We start from the raw sequence: 16,487 nt of genomic DNA, 5'->3' as shown, positions 1-16,487 counted from the left end.
GACGCCTCCTCAATGCCGCTTGCGTGCCACGCGCATCACCGCGCTGCGGGCACGGGGGTTGTCCTCGACCTCGGCGGCCGTCGGGCGCTGCGCCTTGCCCAGGGCTTCCAGCCGCCGCTCGAGCTGGTCGTCACGGATCGGAATGCCGCGCGGCAGGTGGGTGTCGCCTCGCACATGCCGGCGAATGAAGCGCTTGACCCGGCGGTCCTCCAGGGAGTGGAAGCTGATCACCACCAGATGACCGCCCGGGGCCAGGGCCTCCAGGGCTGCCTCCAGGGCCGCATCGAGCTGCTCGAGCTCGCCGTTGACCTGGATGCGCAGCGCCTGGAAGACGCGGGTCGCCGGATGCTTGCCTTTCTCCCAGGCGGGGTGGGCGGTCTTGACGACGTCGGCGAGATCACTGGTGCGGGTGAAGGGCCGCTCGGTGCGACGCGCGACGATGGCCCGGGCCAGACGCCGGGCGAAGCGCTCCTCGCCGTAGGTCTTGAAGACCCGGGCGATCTCCGTCTCCTTGGCCCGGCCAATGAAGTCCGCCGCACTCTCGCCGCGGGTCGGATCCATGCGCATGTCCAGCGGGCCGTCGCGCAGGAAGCTGAAACCGCGCTCGGGATCGTCGAGCTGGGGCGAGGAGACGCCGACGTCGAGCAGGATGCCGGCCAGTCGACCATGCAGGCCATGGCGCTCGGCGATCTCGTCGAGCCGGGCGAACTCGCCCTGCTCGATGGCAAAGCGGGGATCCGTGATGGCGGCCGCCTCGGCGATCGCCTGGGGATCGCGATCGATGGCCAGCAGGCGCCCTTCGGGAGCCAGCCGGCCGAGGATCTCACGGGAGTGGCCGCCGCGCCCGAAGGTGCCATCCAGGTAAGCGCCGCGCGGATCGTGGACCAGGGCGGCGACGGCGCCATCGAGCAGCACGCTGGCATGGCGAAAGCCGCGGGAGGCGTGTTCAGGGGCGGGTGACGGCATGCGCTTCTCGATGACAAGCTGGGGGGGCGGACGCGACGACAAGATTCGCGAGTGGGAGTCAGCCGATAAGCCGGGTTCTGTCGTGGACAGTCATTCATCTAGGGGCCGCGTCACCACGGCCCTCGAGCAACCTACCCGAACCCGACGCGGGCCACGCCATGGGGTTCCTATTTGGTCTTGCTCCGAGTGGGGTTTACCTTGCCACGCACTGTTACCAGGCGCGCGGTGCGCTCTTACCGCACCCTTTCACCCTTGCCGGCCTCCCGAAGGAGACGTAGGCGGTCTGCTCTCTGCTGCACTTTCCGTCGGCTCACGCCGCCCAGGCATTACCTGGCACTCTGCCCTGTGGAGCCCGGACTTTCCTCCCCTGGCCCGATCCGAGAACCGGGACCAGCGGCGACTGCCTGGCCAACTCCCGCGGCAAGCATACCAGCGCCTCGCGCGCCCCTCAATCCCCGTCCTTGAGCGCCTGCGCCCTGGCGTACCAGGCCTTCTTGCCGCCGCCGAGCACCCGGGCCGCCACCGCCGCGGCCTGCTTGACCCCCACCCCCTCGACCAGCATTGCCGAGAGGAGGGCGTCGGCGTCCACCGCGGCGGCCTCCTCGTCTTCGCGGGGCGTGGCACCGGCGACCATGATCACGAACTCGCCGCGGGCCTGATCGGGGTCGGTCGCCATGCGCTCGAGCAGCTCGGCCGCCGTGCCGTCGAGGAAGGTCTCGAAGGCCTTGGTCAGCTCCCGCGCCAGCACCAGGCGACGACCGCCCAGGCAGGCGTCGAGGTCGGCCAGGGTGTCGCGGATACGATGGGGGGACTCATAGAAGACCAGGGTCTCCTCGCGCCTCGCCAGCGCCTCCAGGCGGCCGCGACGACCACTCCCCTTCGCCGGCAGGAAGCCGCTGAACAGGAAGCGGTCGGTGGGCAGGCCCGCCGCGGAGAGCGCCGCCACCAGGGCACAGGGGCCTGGCAGCGGCACGATACGCCGGCCGCGAGCACGCAGCTCGCGCACCAGCACGAAGCCCGGGTCGCTGATCAGCGGCGTGCCGGCGTCGCTGACCAGGGCGATCGACTCACCGGCGGCGAGCCGCGCATCGAGCTGGGCGACCCGGGCCGCCTCGTTGTGCTCGTGCAGCGAGAGCATCGGCACCGAGAGCCCGAGGTGCCGCAACAGCCGGGCACTGTGCCGAGTGTCCTCGGCGGCGATCAACGCCACCCCACCCAGCACCCTGGCGGCGCGGGGGCTCAGGTCCTCCAGATTCCCAATCGGCGTGGCGACCACGTACAATGTGCCCATACTCGAGTCAGACATGTCGGCTCCCCTGGCGCCCTCAGGACAAGGATGGATTCATGCGGAAAATGCCCCGCGGCCCGATGGCCGCCGCGCTCCTGGCACTGCTGCTCGTCGGCTGCGCCTATCAACCCGGTATCGTCGAGCGCATACCCGACGACGATCCCGGCCGCCTGCTCGAGCAGGCCCAGCAGCAAGCCCCCGAACAGGCCGCCCTCACCCGGCTCGAAGCGGCCGACATCCTAGCACGCCAGGGGCAGCGCACCCAGGCACTGGAGATCGCCGGCGACATCGACGACGGCCTGCTCCCCGGCCGGGCCAGGGCACGCTGGGCACTGCTGCTCTCCGGGCTGGGTGAGGAGCTTGACGACCCCTGGGCGGTGATTCAGGCCGGACAGGACATCGACGCCCTCGATCTCTCCCGCGATCAGGCCGACACCCTGCGCCAGCGCCTGGGGCTGGCCCTGCTCGAGGTCGACGAGCCTGGCGCCGCCGCCGAGGCACTGCTTCGCGCCCAGGCCGACTCCGGCCAGGAGGCCCTCAACGACCCGATCTGGAAGGCCCTCTCGCGTCTCGATGGACGCGAACTCTCGGCGCTGCGCGACGGCGCCGACGACCTCACCCAAGGCTGGCTGGACCTGGCCGAGCTGGCCCGCAACAGCGCCGGTGACCTGGAGCGACTGTTCGGCCGCCTCGACGACTGGCGTGAGCGCCACCCCCGGCACCCCGCCGCACGGCGGGTACCCTCCGATCTGCTGGCCCTGCGCGACCTGCGCGGGATGGAGGTCGACCACATCGCCGTCTTCCTGCCCGAATCGGGCCCGTTGTCGGGCGTCGCCGGCGCCATTCGCGAGGGCATGCGCGCCCACCACCTCAACGCCGCCGACGGCGGCAGCAGCGCCCGCCTGAGCTTCATCGACGCCAGCAACAGTGACCTCGCAGCGCTCTATCGCGAGGCCGAGAATCGCGGCGCCCAGGTGGTGATCGGCCCGCTCGACAAGGATCAGGTCACCGAGCTCGAGAACCTCGACAGCGTGCCGCTGCCGACCCTGGCGCTCAACTATGGCCATGGCGAACGCAACCAGGCCCGGGGGCTCTTCCAGTACGGCCTCTCCGCCGAGGACGAGGCCCGCCAGTCGGCGCGCCGCGCCTGGCAGGACGGCCACCGCCGGGCGGTCCTGATGGTGCCGGACAACGATTGGGGGCGTCGCGTCGGTGAAGCCTTCTGGAGCGAGTGGAGCGAGCGCGGCGGCGAGGTCACCAATGCCGTGCGCTACGACCCGGAGGGTAGCGTCGCCAACGCGGTGCGCCCGGCGCTGCGCGTGAGCGGCGAACGCGCACGGCTCGGCGACATCGACATGCTGTTCCTGCTCGCCCTGCCCGAGTACGCCCGCCAGGTCCCCCCGACCCTGGACTACTACTACGCCGGCGAGCTGCCGATCTACGCCACCTCGCACCTCTTCGAGGGCCGCCTGCAGCCGCGGCTGGACCACGACCTCGATGATGTTCAGTTCATCGACATCCCCTGGCAGATTCCCGATGCCGCGGTCGGCGGCGAGGACGCCCTGCCCTTCACGACCAGCTACCGCCAGTTGCGCGAGGAGTCCGACCCCGCCCTGTTCCGGCTGATGGCCATGGGGGTCGACGCCTATGAGCTCGCGCGCCGCCTGCCGCAGTTCCAGGCCATACCGGACAGCGAGCTGTTCGGCGCCACCGGCACCCTGCGCCCGGGGGACGATGGCCGCATCCAGCGCCAGCTGCCCTGGGCGCGCTTCGTGAATGGGGTGCCACAGCCCATCCTGATCCCCGGGCTCTTCGACCTTGGCTCGAATGGCGATGGCGAATCCCCGTGATGCCCGGGCCCGCGGCGGCGCCGTCGAGCGCCTCGCCGCGGCCTGGCTGGCCGACCGGGGCCTCGCTCTCGAGGCGAGCAACCAGCACGCCAAGGGCGGCGAGATCGACCTGGTGATGCGCGACGGCGAGGTACTGGTGTTCGTCGAGGTTCGGCACCGCGCCGATACCCGCCACGGCCACCCGCTCGAGACCGTCACCGCCTCCAAGCAGCGCCGCCTGATCCGGGCGGCGCGTTTTTATCTCCAGCGCAACGGGCTATCATGTCCCTGCCGCTTCGACGTGCTGGCCGTGACCGGCCAGGCCCCGGCCCTCGACTTCCTGTGGGTGCAGGGTGCCTTCGACGCGTTCTGATCGGCCAAGCCAAACTGCCCCACAGGCAAGAACCAGGACCAGGAACCCAGCATGGATTTCCAGCAGCGAATTCTCGGCCACTTCAATGCCAGCATCGACACCAAGACCTACGCCAGTGAAGTGCTGCCGCCCTTCATCGAGGTGGCCAGCCAGATGATGGTGCAGTGCCTGGTCAATGAAGGAAAGATCCTCGCCTGCGGCAACGGCGGCAGCGCCGGCGACAGCCAGCACTTCTCTTCCGAGCTGCTCAACCGCTTCGAGCGCGAACGCCCGAGCCTGCCCGCCCTGGCCCTGACCACCGACACCTCGACGCTGACCTCCATCGCCAACGACTACAGCTACAACGAGGTCTTCTCCAAGCAGGTGCGTGCCCTGGGACAACCCGGCGACATCCTGCTGGCCATCTCCACCAGCGGCAACTCGGCCAACGTGATCCAGGCGATCCAGGCGGCCCACGACCGCGACATGACGGTGGTGGCCCTCACCGGCCGCGATGGCGGCAACATGGCCTCTCTGCTCGGCCAGGACGACTGCGAGGTCCGCGTGCCGGCCACTTCCACCGCCCGCATCCAGGAGGTTCACCTGCTGGTGATCCACTGCCTGTGCGACCTGATCGACGAACAACTCTTCGGCGCAAGCGAGTAGCTCCCATGACCAAGAAGTCCCTGTGCACCCCCCTGCTGCTGACCCTGGCACTCGGCATCGCCGGCTGCACCGCGGTTACCGGCGTCACCAACCCCGGCACCCTCGACGAGAACTACGGCAGACGCACCCTCGGCACCCAGGTCGAGGATGAGAGCATCGAGACCAAGATCCGTCACAACCTGCGTCGTACCGACGCCCGTCTGGGCGACGCACGCATCAACGTCGACGCCTACAACGGCGTGGTGCTGCTCACCGGTCAGGTGCCCAGCGAAGAGCTGAAGGGCATGGCAGCCGAGATCGCCGGCGAGGTACGCAACGTGCGCGAGGTGCACAACGAACTGACCGTGGCCGGCAACCTGCCCGCCAGCCAGCGTCTCTCGGATACCTGGGTGAATACCCGCATCCGCACCAGCCTGGCCGGCAACGAGTCGATCGACTCGGGACGCATCCGTGTGATCACCGAGAACGCCAGCGTCTACCTGATGGGCATCGTCAGCCGCGCCGAAGCGGATCGCATCGTCGAGGCGGTCTCGCGGATCGGCGGCGTGCAGCGCATCGTCAAGGTATTCGACTACATCGACTGATCCCCCGCCTGCCGAACGAGAGACGGCAGGCCATCCGGCCTGCCGTCTCTCGTTCGCTCGCCCCTGCTACCCGCTCACTTGATGACCCGCAGCGAGGGGCGCCCCTTGCGAGGCCGGGCCTCGCCGTCGGCCTCCTCCTCCGGCCCCGACTCCTCGGCCCCCGGGTCGTCGCCCGGCGCCTCGGCATCGACACTGGAAAGCACCGGCTCATCGGCCTCGGCCGTCTCCGGCATCACTGGCTCGTGGCCGAACACCATGCCCACGCCGTTCTCGCGCGCATAGATCGCCACCAGTGCCGCGATCGGCACCATGATGCGCATCGGCTGGCCGCCGAAGCGGGCACTGAACCCCAGCGCCTCGTTCTCCATGAAGAGATCTCGCACCGCGGTGGGCGCCATGTTGAGCACGATCTGGCCGTTCTGCACGAACTGGCGCGGCACCTCGACGCCGGGTTGCTCGGCATCGACGACGATATAGGGGGTGAGCTCGTTGTCCAGCAACCACTGGTACAGGGCTCTGGCGAGATAGGGGCGGCTCGATTGCATCATCTTGCCCTCCTGCATTGGGGAGCCCGGGCCAAGGGGCCGGGGCTCGGGTTCAGGGACGCATCTCGCGTTCGCTTTCGCTCAGCGCGGCCTTGAAGCCCTCGCGGTCGAACAGCCGCTCCATATACCCGGTCAGCGGCTTGATCTGCGGCTCCGGCAACTCGATACCCAGCACCGGCAGGCGCCACAGGATCGGGGCCAGGCAGCAGTCGACCAGGGTGAACTCCTCGCTCATGAAGAACGGCATGTCTTCGAAGATCGGCGAGATACCGATCAGGCTCTCCCGCAACTCCTTGCGGGCCTTCTCCGCCTCCTTCCGGGGGGCGCCGAGGATCTGGTCGACCAGCGGGCACCATTCGCGCTCGATACGATGCATCCACAGGCGGCTCTGGGCCCGGGCCACCGGATAGACCGGCAACAACGGCGGATGCGGGAAGCGCTCGTCCAGGTACTCCATCATCACCTTCGACTCGTAGAGCACCAGGTCCCGGTCCAGCAGCGTGGGAACGCTGTTGTAGGGGTTGAGATCGGCGAGCTCCTCGGGGTGCTGCTCGTCGGTGACCTCGACGATATCCACCGCCACGCCCTTCTCGGCGAGCACGATGCGTACACGATGACTGAAGTGGTCATCGCCCCCGGAGTAGAAGATCATCGACGACCGCTTGGCCACTACACCCATGAAACAATCCTCGCATCAGTTCGAACCGGAATGATAACACGACAGCCCCCGCCTTGAGGGGCCATCGAGCGCCGGCCCCTCGGGACCGGGAACAGGCCATCGTCTATAGACCACAGGGGGCGCATGGCCATCGGCCATACGCCCCCTCACGTCCACCGGTGACGAATCAGTGGATGTCGCGCCAGTACTCGCGCTTCAACAGGTAGGCGATGGCACCGAAGATGAAGATGAAGATCAGCACCTTGGGCGCCAGGGCCTGAGCCTGCAGCTTGGACGGCTCCCCGACGTAGGCGAGGAAGTTGGTCAGGTCATAGACCGCTTCCTCGAACTCGTCGGGCTCCATGGACCCCGGCTGTGTCACCTGCAGGACCTCGCAGGACTGGTACTTGCCGGTCAGGGGGTCGGGTTCGGCCCCCTCGACGGGGTGATCGGTCTCGGCACAGACCTTCTCCTGCACGCCCTGCAGCGGCTCGAGCACGTTGGGCATCGCCACCAGATCGAACACGGCGTTGTTGACCCCGGTGGCACGCTCCGGATCCCGATAGAAGCTCAGCAGGTAGGAGTAGATCCAGTCGGTCCCGCGCAGACGCGCCTCGAGGGTCAGATCCGGGGGCGGCGCCCCGAACCAGTTCTCGGCATCGCCGCGATCCATGGCGATGTGCATCTGATCGTTGAAGGCCAGTGACGAGGAGAAGATCAGGTTCTCCTCGACCAGATCCTGGGGCATGCCCAGGTCCTCGGCGGCACGGGCGAACCGCTGGTGCTCGAGGGAGTGACACCCCATGCAGTAGTTGACGTAGAGCTGCATGCCGCGCTGCAGCGACGCCTCGTCCTTGAGGTCGGGGGTCATCGAATACGGCACGCTCTCCCCGCCCGCGGCCATGGCCGTGAAGGGCACTAGCGCGAAGAGCAGTGCGAACAGTTGCTTTTTCATTAGCCAGTCACCCTCTCCGGAACGGGTTTGGTCTTCTCCAGCCGGGTATAGAACGGCATCAGCAGGAAGAAGGCGAAATAGATGGCGGTGCACACCTGAGCCAGCAGGGTGCGGCCTTCCGTTGCCGGCAGTACGCCCAGCACGCCGAGGATCACGAAGCTGACCGCGAACAGGGCCAGCATCACCTTGGACATCCAGCCCTTGTAGCGCATCGAGCGCACCGGGCTGCGGTCGAGCCAGGGCAGCACGAAGAGCACCGCGATGGCCGCCCCCATGCACACCACGCCCAGGAACTTGGCGTCGAGACCGAACAACGAGAAGGTGATCGCGCGCAGGATCGCGTAGAAGGGCGTGAAGTACCACACCGGCGCAATATGGTCGGGCGTCTTCAACGGGTTGGCCGGCTCGAAGTTGGGCTTCTCGATGAAGTAGCCGCCGCCTTCCGGGAAGTAGAAGATCACCACCGCGAAGACGAACAGGAACACGGCCACGCCGACCAGGTCCTTGACCGAGTAGTAGGGATGAAACGGGATACCGTCGAGCGGCTTGCCGGTCTCGTCCTTCTTGGCCTTGATGTCGATGCCGTCCGGGTTGTTGGAGCCGACTTCATGCAGGGCGATGATATGCAGCACCACCAGCGCCAGGATCACGATGGGCAGTGCCACCACGTGCAGGGCGAAGAAGCGGTTCAGGGTGATGCCCGAGATCAGGAAGTCACCGCGCACCCACTGCGCCAGATCCGGACCGATGGCCGGGATCGCCGAGAACAGCGAGATGATCACCTGGGCCCCCCAGTAGGACATCTGCCCCCAGGGCAGCAGATAGCCCATGAAGGCCTCGGCCATCAGCGCCAGGTAGATCGCCATGCCGAAGATCCATACCAGCTCACGGGGCGCCTTGTAGGAGCCATAGAGCAGGCCGCGGAACATGTGCAGGTAGACCACGACGAAGAAGGCCGAGGCGCCGGTGGAGTGCATGTAGCGGATCAGCCACCCCCACTCCACGTCGCGCATGATGTACTCGACCGAGGCGAAGGCCCCCTCGGCGGAGGGATTGAAGCTCATGGTCAGCCACACGCCGGTGAGGATCTGGTTGACCAGCACCAGCAGCGCCAGGGAGCCAAAGAAGTACCAGAAGTTGAAGTTCTTCGGGGCGTAGTACTTGGACAGGTGCTCCTGCCACATCTGGGTGGCGGGAAAGCGGTCATCGACCCAGCGCATGAACCCGCGCTCCGCCTTGGCCTTGTTCGGATTACCCATCAGGCAGTCTCCTCATCTTCGCCGACGACGATGATCTCGTCACTCTCGAAGCGATACGGCGGCACCTCCAGGTTGGTCGGGGCCGGCACGTTGCGAAACACCCGCCCCGCCAGATCGAAGCGGGAGCCATGACAGGGGCAGAAGAAGCCGCCCGGCCAATCATCGACACCGACGCCTTCGGCATCCGGCTCGGGACGAAAGAGCGGAGAGCAGCCCAGGTGGGTGCAGATACCGATGATCACGCCGATCTCGGGCTTGATGGAGCGCAACGCACCGGTGACATATCCGGGCTGCTGCGGGACGTCGGAATCCGGATCAGCCAGTCGCGAGGCCTCCAGCCCCTCGGTCAACTCGATCATCTCAGGCGTGCGATTGATGACCCATACCGGCTTGCCCCGCCACTCCACGGTCATGCGCTGACCCGGTTCGAGCTTGGAGATATCGGCTCGTACCGGCGCACCCGCCGCCCTTGCTCTGGCACTGGGCTGCCAGGAAGCCACAAAGGGGACCGCTACCCCGACGGCACCCACCGCACCCACAACGGTGGTGGCACCCACGAGGAAACGGCGCCGACCCTTGTTCACGCCGTTGTCTGCCATTTCAGGTTTCTCCCATCAGCTTACCCGTCGTTCCATCACGGGCAGGAACGCATCCCGCGACCACGGATACCAAATGCGCACTATGGTAAAAAATCGTGACGCCCCACACAAGGACAAGCACCCTTGACCAAGGTGGAAAGTCGGCAACAATTTATTGATCAGGAACAAAAAAACGCCCAGGTCATGGGACCCGGGCGCCTTTTCTCGCCGCAGCGACCGCTTAACGCTTGGAGAACTGCGGACGGCGACGCGCCTTGCGCAGGCCGACCTTCTTGCGCTCGACCTGGCGGGCGTCACGGGTGACGTAGCCGGCTTCGCGCAGCGACTTGCGGAACTCCTCGTTGTACACCATCAGGGCACGGGTAATGCCGTGACGGATGGCACCGGCCTGGGACGAACCACCGCCGCCCTTGACGGTGACGAAGACGTCGAACTGGTTCAGGGTGTCGGTCAGTTCCAGGGGCTGGCGGACCACCATGCGGCCGGTGACGCGACCGAAGTACTGGTCCAGCTCACGGCTGTTGACGATGATCTTGCCGGTGCCCGGCTTCAGGAAGACGCGGGCGGTAGAGGTCTTGCGGCGCCCGGTACCGTAATACTGCTGTGTCATGGCGAAGACTCCCTCAGATGTTCAGTTCTTGCGGCTGCTGGGCAGCATGCGGATGCTCGGTGCCGGCATAGACCTTGAGCTTGGAATACATGGCACGACCCAGGGGACCCTTCGGCAGCATGCCCTTCACGGCGGACTCGATGATGCGCTCCGGCGCGTGCTCGACCAGCTTGTCGAAGGTCATGGAGCGCAGGCCACCCGGATAACCGGTATGGCGATAATAGGTCTTGGCCTTGGCCTTGTTGCCGGTGACCTTCACCTTCTCGGCATTGATCACGACGATGTAGTCGCCGGTATCGACATGCGGGGTGAATTCCGGCTTGTGCTTGCCGCGCAGGCGACGAGCGATTTCGGTGGCCAGACGGCCGAGCGTCTTGTCCGTGGCGTCGACGACGTACCAGTCGCGCTGGACGGACTGCGGTTTGGCAGTGAACGTCTTCATGGATGAATCACCAGATCGATGTATTGGGTCCTGCCGCCGGAGCGCCCGGCATGGGACCATCCCTATTCTTCTTGGTTGCCCCGCCTCGCGAAGGACGGCACAACGGTCGAGCGAGCGCGCATTCTACACGAGCCAGCGACGCCAAGGCAATGCCGTACGCAAGCTGGAAGCTGGAAGCTGGAAGCTGGAAGCTGGAAGCTGGAAGCTGGAAGCTGGAAGCTGGAAGCTGGAAGCTGGAAGACAGGATATTGCCACTACAGCTAGCGCCGGGGCTTTTCTTCCAGCTTCCAGGCGCGAAGCGCCGCTCTTCCAGCTTATGGCTCCCGGCCCGGCTTCGCCGGGCCGGGTCACGGCTTGTGGGGTAGCGTCAGGTACTCGTGGGACTGCATCTCCTGGAGCCGCGACAAGGTACGCTGGAACTCGAACTCCAGGCGGCCGTCGGCGTAGAGCCGCTCGGCCGGCACCTCGGCGGACATCAACAGCTTGACACCGCGATCATAGAACTCGTCGACCATGTTGATAAAGCGCCGCGCCTGGTCGTCGGTGGCGCCGCTCATGCGGGTCACGCCGGAGATCAGCACCGTGTGATACTCCCGAGCCAGCTCGATGTAGTCGTTCTGACTACGCGGTCCGTCGCACAGCTCGCCAAACTCGAACCACACCACGTCGTCATGCAGCCGTCGAGCGTGCAACACCCGATGGTTGATCTCGATGGGCACCCCCGCCTCGCCCTCATGGCCGGCGATCTCGCGAAAGCTGCGGGCGAGTTCCCGTTCGGCACCGGCGTCGAGCGGGGCATGGAAGATCTCGGCGCGCTCCAGGGCACGCAGGCGATAGTCGATGCCGGAATCGACATTGACCACCTCGCAGTGGCGGTTAAGCAGGTCGATCGCCGGCAGGAAGCGGGCCCGCTGCAGGCCATCCCTGTAGAGGTCGTCGGGCACGATGTTGGAGGTCGCCACCAGCACCACGCCGTGCTCGAAGAGCGCCTCGAGCAGGTTGGCCAGGATCATGGCATCGGTGATGTCCTTGACGAAGAACTCGTCGAAGCAGATCACCCGAGCCTCGCTGGCGAACTTGGCGGCGATCAGCCTGAGCGGGTTCTTCTCGCCCTTGTAGTGCTCGAGCTCGTTGTGCACCCGCTGCATGAAGCGGTGGAAATGGGTACGCATCTTGTCGGGGAAGGGCAAGGCCTCGTGGAAGGTATCGACCAGATAGGTCTTGCCACGCCCCACGCCCCCCCAGAAGTAGAGGCCGGTGACCGTCGGCAGCGCCGGCTCGGAGGCCTCCTCGCGACGGCCGAAGAGCCCCGCCATGCGCGATTTCAGCCGCTTGCCAGCGGGAACCGCCCGGGGCCGGACACGCGGCCGCTCCACCAGCTCATCGAAGAGCCGCTGCAGGTGCTCCACCGCACGCTCCTGGGCCGGATCGTACTGGAAGTCGTCTCGCTCGAGATCGGCGCGGTAGCGAGCCATCGGCGTGGCGTGGCGGCTCGCGTCACGGGATGCTGACATGGTTGGCGATGCACTCATGGAAAGTCTATGACCTGCTCGCGGCTTCGATGAGGACGGCATTATACGCTTCCGGTCGACGCTGCGCACCGCTGCCGCCGCGTTGACCCGACGCGCGGCCTCGGCCCTATAATGGGGCCACCGGGCAACCCGCCCTCGACACCGGACCCGCCTCGCGCACCGGATCGTCCGATAGCCGCAGGGAGACGAATGTGGACGAAAGCAACATCAACTGGGTGCTGGCCATCGCCAGCCTGCTGGCCGGCATCGGCATCGGCGCACTGGGCTATCATCTGCTCAACGCCGGCGCCAGTCACCTGCAGACGCTACGCCAGCGACTCGCGGAGCGCGACCGCGAGTTGACCGCACTGAAGGACGGCATCGGCGACCATTTCACCGAGGTGACGGCGCTGGTCGAGAATCTCCAGCGCGACAGCGAGGCCCTGGCGCAGCGGCTCGAGGAAGGCGCGGCGACCCTGGGCAATCGTGTGCCCGCCCAACGTGGCCTGGAGGTGGCCCTGGCGGCCGAGGAGAAGGCAGCCAACGAGGAGTATGCCGCCCCACGCGACTACGCCGACGGCTCCGGCGGCACCCTCTCGGAGGATTTCGGCCTGAAGTCGAACGAGAGCAACGCTCCCCAGCCCCCCCGCTACTGACCGCCCCACCCCGCCGCTTTCGAGACGGCGAGACGACCCGGTGCCTTCAGGCCGGGTTGTCGATATCGACGAAGCGATGCTCGAGCCCGAACTCGCTTGCCAGCCACTCGCCCAGCGCCTGGACCCCGTAACGCTCCGTGGCATGGTGGCCCGCCGCCAGATAGTGGATCCCCAGCTCGCGGGCCAGATGGGTCGTGCGCTCGGAGATCTCCCCCGAGAGGAAGGCATCGGCGCCGGCCTCCCAGGCGGCGGTGATCATGTCCTGGGCGCCGCCGGTGCACCAGGCGATGCGGCGAATCTCGCCGCCATTCGCCGCCTCGATCAGCAGTGGCTCGCGCGCCAGCCGCGCGCCCACATGGCGGGCGAGCCCCGGGGCATCCAGCCCGGGCGGCGGCGACCCCAGCCACAGCAGCCCCTCCCCCGGCTCGCCGTCGGCACAGCCCTCGACGCTGAAATCCAGGCGCCTGGCCAGCTCGGCATTGTTGCCCAGCTCCGGATGGGCATCGAGCGGCAGGTGGTAGGCCAGCAGGTTGATGTCGTTGAGCAGCAGGGTACGGATGCGGCGCTGTTTCATGCCGGTGATCGCCACCGGCTCGTTCTTCCAGAAGTAGCCGTGGTGCACCAGCAGCAGGTCGGCGCCCCAGGTCACCGCCTCGTCGAGCAGTGCCTGGCAGGCGGTGACGCCGGACATCGCCCGGACCACCCGATCGCGCCCGGCCACCTGGAGGCCGTTGACGGTGTAGTCCCTGAAGCGGCCGGCATCGAGCAGGCGGTCGCAGGCGGCGACCAGTTCATCGCGATTCATTCGCACCTCCGCGCATCGGGGAATCGGCAATGTTACACTGTCGCCATTGTATCGACCGCGGCCCCGGGTCGCGACAGCACCGCGAGAAGGAAATACCCCGCATGCGACGCAACCTGTTGCCGTACGTCTGGCCCGTCATCATCGGCGTGCTGCTGGCCATCGTGCTGCTCAATGCCTTCCCGCAGCTGCTGGGCCGCCCCGAGGCACCGGCGCTCGCCCCACAGCCCCCGGAGGAACCGGTCGCACCGACCCTGGTAGAGGCACCCTCCGAGGAGACGTCGCGTCCCTCCCCCGAACTGCGCCAGGCTGACCCCATGGCACGCCAGCAGGGCCCGGTCAGCTACTCGGAGGCGGTGGACCGCGCCGCGCCGGCGGTGGTCAACATCTACTCCTCGCGGGTGGTCGAGCGCGAGCAGCATCCGCTGATGTCGGACCCCTTCTTCCGCCAGTTCTTCGGCGACGACATGCCCGCTCGCCAGCGCATGCTGTCGAGCCTGGGCTCCGGCGTGATCGTCAGCGACGACGGCTACGTACTGACCAATCATCATGTCATCGGTGGCGCCGACCAGATCCAGGTGGCGCTGCGCGATGGGCGCGAGACGCTGGCCGAGGTGGTCGGCACCGACCCGGAGAGCGACCTGGCGGTGCTGCGCATCGACCTGGACGGCCTGCCGGTGATCGAACTCGCCGACTCCGGCGACGTCGCGGTGGGCGACGTCTCGCTGGCCATCGGCAACCCCTTCGGCGTCGGGCAGACGGTGACCATGGGCATCATCAGCGCCACCGGCCGCAGCCATCTGGGGCTCAATGCCTACGAGGACTTCATCCAGACCGACGCAGCGATCAACCCGGGCAACTCGGGTGGCGCCCTGATCAACGCCGAGGGCGCCCTGGTGGGCATCAACACCGCCATCTTCTCGCGCTCCGGCGGCTCCCAGGGCATCGGCTTCGCGATCCCCGCCAATCTCGCCCGCAACATCCTCGAGGAACTGGTCACACAAGGGCGGGTGATCCGTGGCTGGCTCGGCATCGAGGCCCAGGAGCTGAACCAGGAACTGGCCGCCTCCTTCGGCCTCCAGGCCCCTCGCGGCGTGGTGATCGCCGCGGTGGTCCCCGGCGGCCCCGCCGCCCAGGCCGGCCTGCAGCCGGGCGACGTCCTGCTCGCGGTCGACGGACGCCCGATCCTCGACGCCCGGGTGGCGATGAGCGACATCGCCGCCATCGAGCCCGGGGCCGAGCTGCCGCTGACGGTGATCCGTGGCGGCGAAGCGCTGGAGGTCACCCTGGAAGTGGGCGAACGCCCGACACCGGAGCTGCGTCGCCCCGAGTGAAGGACACACCCTGCCTGGACGACGAAGGCCCCGCCATGGCGGGGCCTTCGTCGCGATGCTGCGTCCGAGTGGTGACGCCTCAGGGCTTGATACGGTACTCGGCGCTGCGTGCATGGGCGGTCAGCGACTCCCCACGGGCCAGCACCGAGGCGATCTTGCCGAGCTCGGAAGCGCCCCGGGACGAGCAGTGGATGATCGACGAGCGCTTCTGGAAATCGTAGACCCCCAGCGGCGAGGAGAAACGTGCCGTGCCCGATGTCGGCAGCACATGGTTGGGGCCGGCGCAGTAGTCACCCAGCGCCTCGGCGGTGTAGCGCCCCATGAAGATGGCCCCGGCATGGCGCACCTCGGACAACCAGCTCTCCGGATCGGCAACCGAGAGCTCCAGGTGTTCGGGGGCGATGCGGTTGATCAGCTCGACGGCCTCGGCGCGGTTGTGGCAGTGGATCAGCGCGCCTCGCCCCGCCAGGGACTCGCGCACGATCGCCTCCCGCTCCAGGGTCGGCAGCAGGCGCTCGATGGCCGCCTCGACAGCATCGAGATGGGCCCCATCCCAGCTGACCAGGATCGCCTGGGCATCCTCGTCGTGCTCGGCCTGGGAGAACAGGTCCATGGCCAGCCAGTCGGCTGGGGTGCCGGCGTCGGAGACCACCAGGATCTCGGACGGGCCGGCAATCATGTCGATGCCCACCCGGCCGAACACCGCCCGCTTGGCCGTGGCCACGTAGATGTTGCCGGGCCCGACGATCTTGTCCACCCGCGGCACCGTCTCGGTGCCATGGGCCAGTGCCGCCACCGCCTGGGCCCCGCCGATGGTGAAGACATGGTCGACGCCGGCCAGGTGGGCCGCCGCCAGGACCAGCTCGTTGAGCACGCCGTCCGGCATCGGCACCACCATGACGATCTCGCGAACGCCGGCCACGTGGGCGGGAATCGCGTTCATCAGCACCGAGGAGGGATAGGTCGCCTTGCCGCCGGGCACATAGATCCCGGCGCGGTCGAGCGGCACGACCTGCTGTCCGAGCACGGTCCCGTCGGCCTCGGTGTAGTGCCAGGACTCGGGTTTCTGGCGCGCGTGGTAGAGACGAATGCGCTCGGCGGCGGCGGCCAGGGCGTCACGCTGCGCGGCGGGCAATCCCCGGTAGGCCTGCTCGAGGCGCGCCGGCCCCAGGGTCAGTTCGGCCATGGAGGCGACCGACAACCGGTCGAAGCGGTTGCTGTACTCGACCAGCGCCGCGTCGCCACGGGCCTTCACCTCGGCGATGATCTCGTCGACGCGCCCCTGGATCTCGGCATCGGAAACCCCCTCCCAGGCCAGCAGGGCATCCAGGCGGTCATCGAAGTCGGCATCACCGGTGGCGAGTCTGGCGATGCCGGTAGCGGACGCGAGGGTCTTGGTCATGGAATGCGGCTCCCGTGGCTGTCGGGTCT

18 protein-coding genes and 1 other RNA gene are annotated in these 16,487 nt (G+C 67.5%); 6 read left to right on the top strand and 13 right to left on the bottom strand.

Annotation, left to right across the window (positions count from 1 at the left end):
- Positions 1 to 9: 9 nt before the first annotated feature.
- The 3 genes from rsmH to rsmI all read right to left on the bottom strand — a co-directional run bounded on the left by rsmH (position 10) and on the right by rsmI (position 2,272).
- A complete protein-coding gene (gene rsmH / locus QLQ85_RS06090; RefSeq protein WP_282738154.1) occupies positions 10 to 966 on the bottom strand; it encodes a 16S rRNA (cytosine(1402)-N(4))-methyltransferase RsmH in 957 nt (318 codons plus the stop codon).
- Between the two features lie 50 nt (positions 967 to 1,016).
- Positions 1,017 to 1,382, bottom strand: an RNA gene (gene rnpB / locus QLQ85_RS06085) — RNase P RNA component class A.
- A 32-nt stretch (positions 1,383 to 1,414) separates the two neighbouring features.
- Positions 1,415 to 2,272: a 16S rRNA (cytidine(1402)-2'-O)-methyltransferase gene (gene rsmI / locus QLQ85_RS06080; protein ID WP_282723637.1), complete on the bottom strand. Its 858-nt coding sequence runs from the start codon at positions 2,270 to 2,272 to the stop codon at positions 1,415 to 1,417.
- Positions 2,273 to 2,310: 38 nt separating this feature from the next.
- Here rsmI and QLQ85_RS06075 point away from each other — a divergent pair, with 38 nt between their 5' ends.
- From QLQ85_RS06075 to QLQ85_RS06060, 4 genes are read left to right on the top strand one after another with little or no spacing between them, the layout of a single operon-like run.
- Positions 2,311 to 4,104, top strand: coding sequence for a penicillin-binding protein activator (locus tag QLQ85_RS06075; RefSeq protein WP_282738153.1), 1,794 nt, complete (start codon positions 2,311 to 2,313; stop codon positions 4,102 to 4,104).
- Positions 4,088 to 4,456, top strand: coding sequence for a YraN family protein (locus QLQ85_RS06070; RefSeq protein WP_282738152.1), 369 nt, complete (start codon positions 4,088 to 4,090; stop codon positions 4,454 to 4,456). The genes QLQ85_RS06075 and QLQ85_RS06070 overlap by 17 nt, the downstream gene beginning before the upstream one ends.
- Positions 4,457 to 4,507: 51 nt before the next feature.
- Positions 4,508 to 5,101 carry a phosphoheptose isomerase gene (locus QLQ85_RS06065; protein ID WP_102628465.1) on the top strand — a complete coding sequence of 198 codons (594 nt, stop codon included), beginning with the start codon at positions 4,508 to 4,510 and terminating at the stop codon, positions 5,099 to 5,101.
- 5 nt (positions 5,102 to 5,106) lie between these two features.
- A complete protein-coding gene (locus tag QLQ85_RS06060; RefSeq protein ID WP_282738151.1) occupies positions 5,107 to 5,685 on the top strand; it encodes a BON domain-containing protein in 579 nt (192 codons plus the stop codon).
- A gap of 74 nt (positions 5,686 to 5,759) precedes the next feature.
- Here QLQ85_RS06060 and QLQ85_RS06055 read toward each other — a convergent pair whose 3' ends face one another.
- From QLQ85_RS06055 to zapE, 8 genes are all read right to left on the bottom strand, one after another.
- Entirely contained in the window at positions 5,760 to 6,230 is a 471-nt protein-coding gene (locus QLQ85_RS06055; protein ID WP_282738192.1) for a ClpXP protease specificity-enhancing factor, read from the bottom strand.
- Between the two features lie 52 nt (positions 6,231 to 6,282).
- Positions 6,283 to 6,909: a stringent starvation protein SspA gene (sspA, locus tag QLQ85_RS06050; protein ID WP_282738150.1), complete on the bottom strand. Its 627-nt coding sequence runs from the start codon at positions 6,907 to 6,909 to the stop codon at positions 6,283 to 6,285.
- A gap of 166 nt (positions 6,910 to 7,075) precedes the next feature.
- The gene (locus QLQ85_RS06045; RefSeq protein ID WP_282738149.1) at positions 7,076 to 7,843 is read right to left on the bottom strand and encodes a cytochrome c1; all 768 of its coding nucleotides are present in this window, start codon (positions 7,841 to 7,843) and stop codon (positions 7,076 to 7,078) included.
- Positions 7,843 to 9,102 carry a cytochrome b gene (locus QLQ85_RS06040; RefSeq protein ID WP_282723631.1) on the bottom strand — a complete coding sequence of 420 codons (1,260 nt, stop codon included), beginning with the start codon at positions 9,100 to 9,102 and terminating at the stop codon, positions 7,843 to 7,845. The genes QLQ85_RS06045 and QLQ85_RS06040 overlap by 1 nt, the downstream gene beginning before the upstream one ends.
- Positions 9,102 to 9,701: a ubiquinol-cytochrome c reductase iron-sulfur subunit gene (gene petA, locus QLQ85_RS06035; protein ID WP_282738148.1), complete on the bottom strand. Its 600-nt coding sequence runs from the start codon at positions 9,699 to 9,701 to the stop codon at positions 9,102 to 9,104. The genes QLQ85_RS06040 and petA overlap by 1 nt, the downstream gene beginning before the upstream one ends.
- Before the next feature lie 220 nt (positions 9,702 to 9,921).
- On the bottom strand, positions 9,922 to 10,311 hold the full coding sequence (rpsI, locus tag QLQ85_RS06030; protein ID WP_102628471.1) for a 30S ribosomal protein S9: 390 nt from the start codon (positions 10,309 to 10,311) through the stop codon (positions 9,922 to 9,924).
- Between the two features lie 13 nt (positions 10,312 to 10,324).
- Positions 10,325 to 10,753 carry a 50S ribosomal protein L13 gene (gene rplM / locus QLQ85_RS06025; protein WP_102628472.1) on the bottom strand — a complete coding sequence of 143 codons (429 nt, stop codon included), beginning with the start codon at positions 10,751 to 10,753 and terminating at the stop codon, positions 10,325 to 10,327.
- Between the two features lie 347 nt (positions 10,754 to 11,100).
- Positions 11,101 to 12,267: a cell division protein ZapE gene (gene zapE / locus QLQ85_RS06020; protein ID WP_282738147.1), complete on the bottom strand. Its 1,167-nt coding sequence runs from the start codon at positions 12,265 to 12,267 to the stop codon at positions 11,101 to 11,103.
- 209 nt (positions 12,268 to 12,476) lie between these two features.
- Here zapE and QLQ85_RS06015 point away from each other — a divergent pair, with 209 nt between their 5' ends.
- Positions 12,477 to 12,920 carry a YhcB family protein gene (locus QLQ85_RS06015; protein WP_282738146.1) on the top strand — a complete coding sequence of 148 codons (444 nt, stop codon included), beginning with the start codon at positions 12,477 to 12,479 and terminating at the stop codon, positions 12,918 to 12,920.
- 46 nt (positions 12,921 to 12,966) lie between these two features.
- Here QLQ85_RS06015 and QLQ85_RS06010 read toward each other — a convergent pair whose 3' ends face one another.
- On the bottom strand, positions 12,967 to 13,725 hold the full coding sequence (locus QLQ85_RS06010) for a Nif3-like dinuclear metal center hexameric protein (RefSeq protein ID WP_282738145.1): 759 nt from the start codon (positions 13,723 to 13,725) through the stop codon (positions 12,967 to 12,969).
- Positions 13,726 to 13,826: 101 nt separating this feature from the next.
- On the opposite strand from QLQ85_RS06010, the gene QLQ85_RS06005 reads away from it, so the two are divergent.
- Complete coding sequence (locus QLQ85_RS06005) at positions 13,827 to 15,056, top strand: Do family serine endopeptidase (RefSeq protein ID WP_282738144.1); 1,230 nt, start codon at positions 13,827 to 13,829, stop codon at positions 15,054 to 15,056.
- 79 nt (positions 15,057 to 15,135) lie between these two features.
- Here QLQ85_RS06005 and hisD read toward each other — a convergent pair whose 3' ends face one another.
- On the bottom strand, positions 15,136 to 16,458 hold the full coding sequence (gene hisD / locus QLQ85_RS06000; protein WP_282738143.1) for a histidinol dehydrogenase: 1,323 nt from the start codon (positions 16,456 to 16,458) through the stop codon (positions 15,136 to 15,138).
- Positions 16,459 to 16,487 lie beyond the last annotated feature (29 nt).

The sequence above is a fragment of the Halomonas kalidii genome (assembly GCF_030010475.1).
Taxonomy (GTDB): Bacteria; Pseudomonadota; Gammaproteobacteria; order Pseudomonadales; family Halomonadaceae; genus Halomonas; species Halomonas heilongjiangensis.
This window is presented reverse-complemented; position numbering and strand designations above follow the sequence as displayed.